The sequence below is a fragment of the Virgibacillus salarius genome (assembly GCF_039521925.1).
Taxonomy (GTDB): domain Bacteria; phylum Bacillota; class Bacilli; order Bacillales; family Amphibacillaceae; genus Virgibacillus; species Virgibacillus salarius.
Map to the genome: position 1 here is coordinate 1 of NZ_BAAACY010000144.1, position 12082 is coordinate 12082.

General features: G+C 37.3%; 10 protein-coding genes. 8 read left to right on the top strand and 2 right to left on the bottom strand.

Annotated elements, in window-relative coordinates; genetic code table 11:
* The first annotated feature begins 76 nt into the window (after nt 1–76).
* From ABDZ84_RS17465 to ABDZ84_RS17500, 8 genes are all read left to right on the top strand, one after another.
* Nucleotides 77–1429 carry a PTS galactitol transporter subunit IIC gene (locus ABDZ84_RS17465; RefSeq protein WP_200862580.1) on the top strand — a complete coding sequence of 451 codons (1353 nt, stop codon included), beginning with the start codon at nt 77–79 and terminating at the stop codon, nt 1427–1429.
* Nucleotide 1430: 1 nt separating this feature from the next.
* Nucleotides 1431–2075 carry an L-ribulose-5-phosphate 4-epimerase gene (locus ABDZ84_RS17470; RefSeq protein ID WP_166530734.1) on the top strand — a complete coding sequence of 215 codons (645 nt, stop codon included), beginning with the start codon at nt 1431–1433 and terminating at the stop codon, nt 2073–2075.
* Nucleotides 2076–2101: 26 nt separating this feature from the next.
* On the top strand, nt 2102–2386 hold the full coding sequence (locus tag ABDZ84_RS17475; RefSeq protein ID WP_026682501.1) for a PTS sugar transporter subunit IIB: 285 nt from the start codon (nt 2102–2104) through the stop codon (nt 2384–2386).
* A gap of 626 nt (nt 2387–3012) precedes the next feature.
* Nucleotides 3013–4008, top strand: a complete 996-nt coding sequence (locus ABDZ84_RS17480) for a thiamine pyrophosphate-dependent dehydrogenase E1 component subunit alpha (protein WP_051388427.1) — start codon at nt 3013–3015, stop codon at nt 4006–4008.
* A 13-nt stretch (nt 4009–4021) separates the two neighbouring features.
* Nucleotides 4022–5005: an alpha-ketoacid dehydrogenase subunit beta gene (locus ABDZ84_RS17485; protein WP_026682503.1), complete on the top strand. Its 984-nt coding sequence runs from the start codon at nt 4022–4024 to the stop codon at nt 5003–5005.
* Between the two features lie 11 nt (nt 5006–5016).
* Nucleotides 5017–6384 (top strand): 2-oxo acid dehydrogenase subunit E2, encoded by a 1368-nt coding sequence (locus tag ABDZ84_RS17490; protein WP_026682504.1) that lies wholly within the window; start codon nt 5017–5019, stop codon nt 6382–6384.
* 11 nt (nt 6385–6395) lie between these two features.
* The gene (gene lpdA, locus ABDZ84_RS17495; protein WP_343782417.1) at nt 6396–7772 is read left to right on the top strand and encodes a dihydrolipoyl dehydrogenase; all 1377 of its coding nucleotides are present in this window, start codon (nt 6396–6398) and stop codon (nt 7770–7772) included.
* A 484-nt stretch (nt 7773–8256) separates the two neighbouring features.
* On the top strand, nt 8257–8991 hold the full coding sequence (locus tag ABDZ84_RS17500; protein WP_166530737.1) for a class I SAM-dependent methyltransferase: 735 nt from the start codon (nt 8257–8259) through the stop codon (nt 8989–8991).
* Between the two features lie 348 nt (nt 8992–9339).
* Here ABDZ84_RS17500 and ABDZ84_RS17505 read toward each other — a convergent pair whose 3' ends face one another.
* Nucleotides 9340–10728, bottom strand: a complete 1389-nt coding sequence (locus ABDZ84_RS17505) for an MFS transporter (RefSeq protein ID WP_246484826.1) — start codon at nt 10726–10728, stop codon at nt 9340–9342.
* Nucleotides 10729–10937: 209 nt separating this feature from the next.
* Nucleotides 10938–11609: an ArsR/SmtB family transcription factor gene (locus ABDZ84_RS17510; RefSeq protein ID WP_121605158.1), complete on the bottom strand. Its 672-nt coding sequence runs from the start codon at nt 11607–11609 to the stop codon at nt 10938–10940.
* Between the last annotated feature and the right edge of the window lie 473 nt (nt 11610–12082).

The following is a 12082-nucleotide window of genomic DNA, read 5'->3' on the forward strand; positions in this document are numbered from 1 at the left end:
TTTGAATGATATAAAGTAAACGGGAGAAAAACGGAGTAATTCTGAGATAATTTTAATTTATAGAGGGAGGAATATTATGGATTACTTGCAATGGTTTGTGGATCTTGGAGCTAGCGTTATGCTACCAATCATTATCTTTGTTTTTGCGTTGGTTTTAGGCTCTAAGCCAGGAAAAGCATTTCGCTCTGGATTAACAGTAGGTATCGGTTTTATTGGTTTAAACCTAGTAATTGGACTATTAACGGATAGTTTAGGACCAGCTGCACAGTCCATGGTTGACAACTTTGGCTTCCAACTAAATACCATTGATGTTGGTTGGCCTGCTGCTGCTGCTATTTCATATGGTACTGCTTTAGGTAGTTTAGCAATCCCACTTGGTATTGCAGCAAATGTGATACTACTTGGTATTGGTTTAACAAGAACGTTAAATGTTGATGTTTGGGATTACTGGCATTGTGCATTCACTGGATCTTTAGTTTATGCACTTACGGGAGATTTTGGATTAGGTATCTTTACGATTATCGTTCACATTCTATTGATCTTTTTCTTAGGAGATATACTTGCAAAATATATTGAGAAATTTTATGGTTTTAAAAATATTACTTTCCCTCATGGGGCATCTGCACCGTCATTTTTAGTTGCATTACCTTTTAACTGGTTATTTGATAGAATTCCGGGATTTAATAAATTAGAAGCAAATCCAGAATCTATCCAAAAAAGAATGGGAATCTTCGGAGATTCAACTGTAATGGGTGTTTTAATCGGTATAGTTATCGGTATTTTAGCAGGTTACAATGTTTCGGAAGTATTACAGCTATCTGTACAAACCGGAGCTGTCATGATGTTAATGCCAAGAATGGTTGCATTACTAATGGAGGGATTATCACCAGTGTCTGAGGCTGCGGGGAACTTTGTTAAAAAACGTTTCCCAGGAAGAGACTTATATATCGGTATGGATAGTGCGTTATCTGTAGGTCATCCTGCTGTATTATCTGCATCATTGATCATTGTTCCAGTTACACTGTTCTTAGCAGTATTTTTACCAGGTAACACCGTATTGCCATTTGGTGACTTGGCAACAATTCCTTTCTTAATCTGTTTAATGGTTCCTATTTTTAAAGGGAACATCGTTCGTACAGTAATTGCTGGTTCTGTTTATATTGCTGTTGGTTTATATATTGCTACTTGGGTAGCACCGCTATTTACAAATTCAGCAGTTGCTGCCAACTTTGATATGGGAGGAAACACAAGTATCTCTGCACTTGTAGATGGTGCCGTTTGGACAACATTTGTTTTCGTCTGGTTACCTAAAGTATTTAGCTGGTATGGTATTGGTGCATTAGGCTTAGTTATTCTTTTAGGATTAATCTATGTGAATAAAATCAAACCGAAGCAAAAACTAAAATCCTCTAATGAAGGAGTGGCATAGTGTGTACTCTGAATTACGTGAAGAAATTTGTCAGGCAAACAAAAAGCTTAAGGATAATGGCTTAGTACGATGGACGAGCGGGAATGTTAGTTATCGTATTCCTGGTATTAATCGAGTAATTATAAAACCTAGTGGTGTAGATTTTGATGACTTGACTGCTGCAAGTATGGTTATAGTCAACTTAGCTGGAGAGGTAATTGAAGGGGATCTTAAACCATCCGTAGATACAGAAAGCCATTTATATGTTTATAAACATATGGAAAATATCCATAGTGTAATTCATACGCATTCTCCTTTTGCAACAAGCTTTGCTATAAGAGGAAGAGACCTTCCTAGTTATACAACAACTGCTGCTAACATTTTTAAACATCGTGTTCCATGTTCTGGGTTTGCTTCTATAGGAGGTGAAGAGATTGGTAGAGAAATTGTTCAAAACATCGGAGAATCACCAGCAATATTATTGAAGAACCATGGGGTTTTTACTATTGGTGAGTCTATTGACAAAGCATTAAAGGCTGCGGTTATATTAGAAGAGACTGCTGAATATGCTTTTTATGCATTATTACAAGAACCGAATATCGATCCTCTATCAAGTGAAATCATAGAGCAATGTAATGATTTTTATCTAACATCTTATGGACAATAATAAAAGATAAACTGGAGGTATTCATGATGAAAAAACTTTTAATTATGTGTGGTACCGGTATTGCAACGTCAACTGTCGTAACTGGAAAGGTGAAAGAATGGCTTAAAGACAATAATCTAGATGATAAAGTTTCTCTACATCAGTCTAAAATAAGCGATGAACTAGGAAGAATTGATGATTATGATGTAATAATTTCCACTACACTTGTACCAGAAAACGTTAAAGAAAAAGTTATAGATGGAGTACCATTATTAACGGGAATGGGTATCGACGAAATGTATGATAAAGTCCTTCAGAAATTAAATAGTTAAGATAATAATAAACTTTCGTTAATCCTTAACGGAAGTTTATTTCGTGTTAAGCAAGTATTGTCTTGTATTTACTAGTAGTTTAGCTAAATCGTAGTTAGTAGTAGATAGAGAATGTACCGTAATTTTTGTTTATAAATCTGGAGAAAGATATCACTTAACAGCAAGGAGGGATCCGCTACAGTGTAGCCTATGGAATAGGCTTTATTTTAATTTAGGAAATGAAGAAAATTATAAATTTTAACCATGTGAATAAATATGGGCGTGTTGAGCCACGTTCAATTCCAGCGCCTAAACTAGACGACTTCACGCATCTTTCTAAGATAAGTCATTATTGGCTCGTAAGCACATCGTGATTCCTTTATCTCTATTGACTCGCTCCAGTCGCTACATTTCTAATCGAGCGATTGTGGCTTTGTTCCATCATTGTTTGTGGGGAAGTATACCAACCACCATTTCAAAATTTGTTCTTTTTATATTAATAGAAACAAAGCAGATAAACCTAAGCTTTCACTACTAATAATTAAAAAATTAATGATATCGCATTAAAACCCTTGACGCAAGCAGTTAAACATACTATGATTATTACAAATGTAACCATAAAGAACATTTGTAAAAAATAGGGGTGAATGAAATTGAAATTGACAGAAGAGAAGTTATTAGCTCCAAAGATTAGTAACGAAAAGTTAGTAGGTTTGTATAAACAAATGTGGCTCATTCGTTATTTTGACGAAAAAGTAGATGAGTTTTTTGCCAAAGGCATGATTCATGGTACCACCCATTTAGCTGTGGGACAGGAGGCAAGTGCATCCGGAGTCTGTGCATTATTAGATATTGATGATAAAATCACGAGCACACACAGAGGACACGGGCATTGTATTGCTAAAGGTGCAACAGCTGACAAAATGATGGCAGAGTTGTTTGGTCGTACAACTGGTTATTGTAAAGGTAAAGGTGGATCCATGCACATCGCGGATGTTGACATGGGGAACTTAGGAGCAAACGGAATTGTTGCAGGTGGTATTCCTTTGGCTGTAGGTTCTGCTTTAACTGCTAAAATGAAGAATCTGAATTATGTAACCGTTTGCTTTTTTGGTGATGGAGCCACGAACGAAGGAAGCTTCCATGAAGCAGTAAATCTAGCTTCTATCTGGGATTTACCCGTTATTTTTGTTTGTGAAAATAATCAATATGGAATGTCAGGGTCTGTTAAAGAAATGATCAATGTGGACGACATTGCAACACGAGCAAAGGCTTATGGCATTCCTGGTGTTGTTGCTGATGGAAATGACATTATAGAAATAATGAATGTTACAGATGATGCGATCAAACGTGCTCGTCGTGGTGATGGTCCAACTCTTATCGAAGCCAAAACATATCGCTGGAAAGGTCATTCGAAGAGTGATGCGAAGAAATATCGTACACGTGAAGAGGAAAAAGAATGGCGTGCGAAAGATCCAATCAAACGATACAAGCAAGTTTTAATTGATGCTGGTTTATTTACGGAAGAAACAGCAGAAGAACTTCGTTTAGCTGCGAAGAAAGAAATAGAAGATGCAGTTAAGTTTTCAGAAGAAAGTCCGATGCCAACTTTAGATGACTTGTTAACAGACGTTTATGCATAGGAGGGAAAATCAAATGAGAGAGATAACTTATTTAGAGGCAGTACGTGAAGCAATGAGTCTAGAAATGCGTAAAAATAAGGATGTATTTATTTTAGGGGAGGATATCGGTGTTTATGGTGGAGCGTTCGGTGTTACACGCGGCATGATAGAGGAATTTGGCCCAGAGCGTGTTCGTAACACTCCAATTAGCGAAGCAGGTATCGCTGGTGCTGCAGTAGGTTCAGCACTAACTGGTATGCGACCAATTCTTGAATTACAATTCTCAGATTTTATTACGATAGCATTAGATCAAATTGTTAACCAAGCGGCGAAAATTCGTTATATGTATGGTGGAAAAGGAAAGGTCCCAATGGTAGTGAGGACTCCAAGTGGCTCTGGAACAGGTGCTGCTGCACAGCATTCTCAAAGCTTAGAAGCATGGGTAACGCATATTCCAGGGCTTAAAGTGGTTCAACCTTCTACTGCCTATGATGCAAAAGGATTACTGAAGGCCGCAATGGATGATGACAATCCTGTTATTTTTTATGAACATAAATTATTATACAAAACTTCTTCAGATGTGCCTGAAGAAGCATATAGTCTGCCATTAGGTAAAGCGGATGTTAAACGAGAAGGTTCTGATGTCACTATTGTCGCAACAGCAATCATGGTACACCGTGCACTAGAAGCAGCAGCAGAACTTGAAAAAGAAGGAATCAGTATAGAGGTGATTGACCCTTGTACTTTAGTACCGTTAGATGAAGAAACCATTATTAAATCGGTAGTGAAAACAGGACGTGTGGTTGTGGTTCACGAAGCGGTTAAACGAGGTGGATACGGTGGTGAAATCGCTAGTATGATTGCAGAAAGTGAAGCGTTCGATTATCTTGATGCTCCGATTAAACGTCTGGGTGGAGCACCGTCTCCTGTGCCATATCATCCAGATCTTGAAAAAGCACATGCTCCACAAGTATCGAATATTATTCAAGCTGCAAAAGAAACTTTAAACAAGGTTTAAGGGGGGGTATCATGGCGAAAGAGGTTTTTATGCCAAAATTAAGTAGTACGATGGCAGTTGGTACCGTACTTCAATGGTTCAAAGAAGAAGGGGATTCGGTTGAAGTCGGTGAACCACTTTTTGAAATCATGACAGACAAGATTAATATAGAAGTTGAATCCTATGAAGAAGGAATTTTGTTGAAGCGATACTACGATGTAGATGATGAAGCTCCAGTTAATGCGGTTGTTGGATATATAGGTGAAGCTGGAGAAGAAGTTTCTGATACACCTCCGGAAGTTGTCGGTAGGGAGTCAGGAGAAGATGAAACGATGGATTCTTCGCCAACTAGGAATGATGCTGATTCAAATTCAGGTGTAACTGCTAAGGAAGAAATTGAAGAAGTGGTGGATAATGATAGGAGAGTGCGTGCGACACCTGCAGCTCGTCGCATAGCTCATGAAAATAATGTAGTGTTAAGCATGGTTTCCGGATCTGGTCCTAAAGGAAGAGTACATGAATTAGACGTTATGACATATGTGAATGGAAATAAAATATTTGTAACACCACTTGCAGAGAAAATTGCTAAGGGAAATGGTGTGAATCTCCGTCAGGTTACTGGAACGGGCCCACGTGGCAAGATTGAAAAAGCGGATGTCCTAGCGTTTGTTGAGTCTCAAGAAGCACGATCTAGCTCAAATACTCATGCCACAGGTGAGCGTGTAAAACTAAAAGGCTTACGTAAAGCGGTTGCGGATAAGATGATGGATAGTGTTCGTACGATTCCGCATGTAACCCTTACAAGTGACGTTGACATGACAAAAGCTATGGAATTGCGTAAGGCATTATTACCAATAATCGAACGTCAAACTGGATATCGTCTCTCGTATACAGAAATTATCATGAAGACGGTTGCGTATGTTCTTGAAAATCATCCTAAAGTAAATGCTTCAGTAGTTGGTGACGAAATCGTGATGAACAATGAAGTGAACATTGGTTTAGCAGTTGCTGTAAAGAATGGATTGATTGTTCCTTCTGTGAAACAAGCTAACCAAAAAGGATTAACTGAGCTTACAGAAACAAGTAAGACGTTAGGAGCTAAAGCTAGAGATAACAGGTTAACTCCTGATGAAATGAGAGGAAGTACCTTCACGATTAGTAATCTAGGAATGTATGCAGTTGATGGATTCACCCCCATCATCAACCCACCAGAAACAGCGATTTTAGGAGTTGGTAGAATTGTAGAGAAGCCTGTAGTAGCTAATGGTTCAGTTGTGATTCTTCCAATGATGGTTCTAAGTCTATCATTTGATCATCGGGCAATTGATGGTGCTCCGGCTGCGGCATTCTTAACGGAGCTAAAGGAATCTTTAGAAGATCCATATAGCCTATTGGTTTAGGAGGAAACGACATGAAAAAATTTGACTTGGTTATTGTCGGTGGTGGTCCTGGTGGTTATGTTGCTGCTATTCGTGCAGCTAACGCAGGTCTTTCTGTTGCTCTTATTGAGGGAAGAGACCTTGGTGGTACGTGCCTAAACCGTGGATGTATCCCATCAAAGACATTCTTAAAACATGCAGAAGCATTCAATCAAATTAAAAACGCTAGTTGCTACGGTATTACCGTTAATGATTTTTCTTTCTCCATGGAAGAGATGGTGAGCCGTAAGAATAAAGTTGTAAAACAATTATGCAGTGGAATTAAAGGACTACTGAGTCAGAATAAGATTACCTTTTATCAAGGTTTTGGTACGGTACGCGATGATAAAACTATTTCGGTAGATATAGGTAAAGGTACGGAGAGTCTCCAAGCAAGCAATGTTATTTTGGCAACTGGTTCTCAACCATTTGTTCCTGAAATACCAAGATTAGATAAAATAAACTATTATACGAGCGATACTATTTTTGATATTGAAGAAGTTCCTTCCCATATGGTTATTGTTGGTGGAGGAGTAATCGGCCTAGAGCTAGCTTGTGTGTTTAATAGTTTAGGCACAAAGGTTGATCTGGTAGAAATGGCCGATAGAATAATACCTACTGAAGACCCCGATGCTACCGCATTCTTGACAAAACAGGTGGTTGCAAAGGGAATAACAATCCATACGAATACTAAAATCACAGGTTTTAAAGACGTTCATCCTACTGTGGTTGAAATGGAGAAAAACGGAGAAAAGGTTGGGCTTGAAACGAATAGTGTACTCCTATCAGTTGGCCGTGTACCGAATGTAATCGGTTTAGATGAATTGTCCGTTGAATTTGATGGCCGATTTGTTAAAGTCGATAAAAACTTAAGAACTTCTGTTAGTGGAATATATGCAGTTGGTGACTTAATTGGCGGATATCAGTTAGCTCACGCAGCTAGTCAAGAAGGAATATATGCTGTTAATCATATTCTGGGAATTACACATAAAAAAGACTTACCGATGCCTCGATGTATTTATACATTTCCTGAAGTTGCTAGCGTAGGGATGACCGAACTAGAAGCAAAGAAGGCTGGATATAAGGTTAAAACTCAGAAAGTTGATTTAGCTGCAAATGGAAAAGCGATTGCTGCAGGAGAAAACAGTGGATTTATGAAGATTATTGCTGATGAGAAGTATGGTGAAATTCTTGGGGTAGTTATGGTTGGAGCACATGTAACCGAAATGATTAGCCAAGCTACATCGTTCATACATTTAGAAGGAACTGTGGAAGAAATGGAGTCCATGATCCACCCACATCCAACTGTATCTGAAGCACTATTCGAAAGTGCAGCAGCTTGGTTAGGGAAAGGAATACATTATAGTTGATTGAACATAACCCAGGCAGAAATTTGCTTGGGTTAGTTTTTCTATGTGCGCCGTCCTAATAGGGTGAAGTTTCGCTGATAATGGTATTCCACTCTTAGTTCCTTCAGAATAAAAGTGATAATCCTGGTATAATCAGGAATTCTCTTAAACGTTTTAACTGGAATTTTTCTTAATCTAATTATTGTACCTTTAATACATCTCCTTGTAAGACTATGATGTAGATTACATAAATTTTTTATAAACTTTTCTATAAATCAGCTCACTAACATAATTAATTAACACTATAAGTAGAAGGTATACAAATTATTAATGCTGATGATGTAACTTAGGTATAAAAACTACGATTTGACTTTTGATTTGAAATATTAAACTGGTATAATCTACATAAAAATAAGGAAGTAGGTGATATTAATGATTGTACACAAAAGAGAAGTACTCCATGTAATTTCCAAAAACAGCTAAAAATTACATGGAGGTATGAACAATGAAAGAGAGCGACTACGATAATGAAAACATTTTTGAAAAATACAGCCAAATGGATCGGAGCAAAAGAGGGCTAGAGGGAGCGGGTGAGTGGCAAACCTTAAAGAAATTACTTCCTGATTTTCAAGGAAAGAAAGTCTTAGATTTAGGATGTGGTTATGGTTGGCATTGCATCTATGCTTTAGAACAAGGAGCAAGTTCTGTAGTAGGGGTAGATTTGTCTGAAAAAATGTTGGAGGTTGCTAAAAAACAAACAACATCCAAAAAAGTAGAGTATATCCATTCAGACATTGAAGATATATCTTTTGCGGAAAATACCTTCGACATTGTTCTAAGTTCGCTAACTTTACATTATATTGAATCTTTTTCTGATATAGCTAAAAATGTTCATCGTTACTTAAAAGGTGATGGGGTTTTTGTTTATTCAGTGGAACATCCTATTTTTACTTCTGATGGGAATCAAGACTGGATTTATAGTGAAGATGGTTCCATTGCTCATTTTCCAGTAGATAACTATTTTTATGAAGGCAAGCGAGCGACGAATTTTTTAGGAGAAAATGTAACTAAATACCATAAAACATTAACCACGTATGTAGATGGTTTACTGAAGAATGGATTTCATATTAATCGAATCGTAGAGCCTATGCCTCCTGAAAACATGATAAATGTTCCAGGAATGAAAGACGAACTTCGTAGACCTATGATGTTGATTGTCTCCGCAACAAATGAAAAATAAGATTACTCACACTAACATTAAAGCTCATACTTATTATGGGTTCGCATATTTTGATAATGAACAAAAGCGCAAACTCCCGATTAGAAACGTAGCGACTGGAGCGAGTCAACGGAGATAAAGGAATCACGGTGAGCTTGCGAGCTGATGATGACTTATAGTAGGTGATTCATGAAGTCACATCGTTTCTAGGCGGTAGAGCTGGACGTGGCTCAACACGCCCATATTTATCCATATGGGCTAATTTTATAATTTCCGAGACTATTAGAAAGTAGTTAATGTCTATCATTATTAGTTAGGATGGTTAGACACTAACTACTCCTCACCTAAATTCCTAAACAAATAGGAAGGTTATTCTTTATTTTCACGAGATAAGATCACAATTGGAATGAGTATTAAGGAGAAAATCCCTCCAGCAAACGATAACGTTTCATAACTTGAACCAGCAACAACCATCCCTGACAAGGCTCCACCGGAAGCTCCAGCTAAAGCAATAAAAACATCCACTGTGCCTTGAGTCTTGGCACGAGTTGAAGCTTCTGTTGAATCAACAATCAGAGCTGTTCCACTAATTAATCCGAAATTCCATCCTAATCCAAGTAAAGAAAGAGCAACAATTAGAAGAAATACAGAATTACCTGGTGCTACCCCTGCTATAACACCCGAAAGGAGTAATGTAACTCCAGCAGAAATCGCCATGGCAGGACGACCAATCTTATCAACAAGAATTCCCGTAAAGAGGGAAGGAAGGTACATAGCTCCGATATGAAAGCCAATCACAAGTCCGATGGCACTTAAATTGTGGTCATGATTTCCCATATGAACGGGAGTCATTGTCATAATTGCAAGCATTACAATTTGACTTAGTACCATAATGGTAGCACCAACTGTAATTCCTTTTTTATTTATTTTTTTCTTCTCAATAGGTTCCGAATTTTGCTTATTCGTATTTATTTGTAACGCTATAATAAATGGATCAGGACGTAAAAAAGCGAAAAGCACAAGACCTGCCAATATAAATGAGACTGCGGATAAGATAAACGGGCCAGCTAATTCTGGAATACCAAGAAAAACAGCAACATCCCCCATAATATCAACTAAATTCGGTCCCGCAACTGCACCAAATGTGGTGGCAACCATCGCTATACTTACAGCAGTGGCGCGCTGCTTGTTAGTTGCTAAGTCTGTCCCAGCATAGCGGGCTTGTAAATTAGTTGCAGTACCTGCCCCATATACGAGTAGAGAAATGAATAATAAAAATACACTATTTATGATGGCTGCAATTACAACACCTAATGCTCCAAGTCCGCCCGTTATAAAGCCTGACGCAAGCCCCATACGTCTTCCAAAACGATTTGAAAGTCTTCCTACTATTAATGCAGCTCCTGCCGATCCTAACGTAAATAAAGCAGCTGGTAACCCTGCAAATGAGTTGGTACCAAGCATTTGTTCTGCAAGTAACGCCCCAACTGTTATTCCAGCAGCTAATCCTGCTCCACCAAACATTTGAGAGATAACTACAATGATTAATGTGCGTTTATATAATTTTTTTTGGTTCTCTGGATTATCTAAACAACCTTGTGCCAATTCATTTAGTTTAGTAGACAAATGAAACACCTTCTTTCCAATTTTTATCTCATAAAAAGTCACAACCTTATCAGCCCATTCTACAAGCTCTACACAATCATTCATCGTAGAGATTGGGCAAGAAGTTGTTTCATCTAAAAATCTTAATTTCAAACATGTTCAACAAGCCAATAATTCGCCATCTAACTCTTCAAATTTATTCATTTGCTCTTTTACATTAAATTTCCCATGTTCCATGCTTTCACATTCAACGGCTTCACCCATTAAAAAGAACGTTATGATCTTTTGTTATTCAGTATTGGCAAACCTAAAAGCATTCCAGAATTTTTTTGATTCTTTTGTTTCTAAAATGATTCCTAATTTCATTTTAATTCCCCAGTTGATTTGTCTTGGAATTGATGCCAATCTTGAACGCTGTTTTCTAAACGATGGGCATTTATACCGTTATTCTTTAAAATTTCTACTGCTTCGACCGACATCAGGCAGTACTGCCCCCTACAATAAGCAACAACATCATAATTGGTTGGTAAAGAAGAGAGTTTTTCCCTTAATTCTTCAATTGGTATCGAAATAGCACCTGGAATATGAGCTTTTTCATATTCTTCTTTTGGTCGAACATCTAATAATACTACTTCACCTTTTTCCAGTCGCTCTTTAAGTTCTGAAAGAGTAATCCCATCCATACCAAGATGAGCATTTAAAAATTCTTCTTTTATTTGTTGTACCTGTACAAACTGTTTTTCTGACAAATTATGAAGAGAAGTTAAAAAGTTCGAAATGGCTACATCTGCTAATTCGTAGATTACGTAGTTCCCCTTTTTCTGAAACGTTACCAACCTGGAATTAGTAAGAGTTTGTAAATGTTGAGATACATTTGCCACAGACATAGTAGTTGCTTTTGATAATGCTTCCACCGACTTAGGACCTTGAGATAGTATGTCAAGAATTTCTAAGCGCTTTGGGCTCGAAAGACTTTTACCTATTCTTGCAAATTCTTGATACAATAAATTTTTTAGATTTCTTTCATTTAACAATTTAAATCACCTTCTTATCTATTCAACTATTTAATTGAATAATTGAATTATAATCGCCATGATTATTCTTTTCAACAATTATGCTCCGTTAGTTAAGAATTGGATTTAATTATTTTGGTGTCCAAGCGTCTTATGTATTAATTATGATAAAGTGAAACTTTAATCAGTTGGGAGTTTTGTTTATCCACCACGGATTGTTATTACCACAAGGGTATGACCTAAAGGCCTTTGAACCAATCGGACATTTATCCAAGATCTATTCGTCAACAGGTTAGGGTGTTAAAGTGTAGAAAGTGTTATTTACATCAAAAGGATTATCACACGTATGAAACACTGACTAAAACTATTATGCTTATATCCAATGTTATCACGAAAAAATATCAACAAAAACGACTAAATGGAAAAAGGGGCTGGGACATAACTAGCCCTTATGAAGTTAAAAAAGATTCCAGTTATCAAAAAATGATAGCTGG

Coding starts and splice junctions, on each gene's coding strand:
- ABDZ84_RS17465 (WP_200862580.1), top strand. CDS start 77: ATGGATTACTTGCAATGGTTTGTGGATCTTGGAGCTAGCGTTATGCTA.
- ABDZ84_RS17475 (WP_026682501.1), top strand. CDS start 2,102: ATGAAAAAACTTTTAATTATGTGTGGTACCGGTATTGCAACGTCAACT.
- ABDZ84_RS17480 (WP_051388427.1), top strand. CDS start 3,013: ATGAAATTGAAATTGACAGAAGAGAAGTTATTAGCTCCAAAGATTAGT.
- ABDZ84_RS17485 (WP_026682503.1), top strand. CDS start 4,022: ATGAGAGAGATAACTTATTTAGAGGCAGTACGTGAAGCAATGAGTCTA.
- ABDZ84_RS17490 (WP_026682504.1), top strand. CDS start 5,017: ATGGCGAAAGAGGTTTTTATGCCAAAATTAAGTAGTACGATGGCAGTT.
- lpdA (WP_343782417.1), top strand. CDS start 6,396: ATGAAAAAATTTGACTTGGTTATTGTCGGTGGTGGTCCTGGTGGTTAT.
- ABDZ84_RS17500 (WP_166530737.1), top strand. CDS start 8,257: ATGAAAGAGAGCGACTACGATAATGAAAACATTTTTGAAAAATACAGC.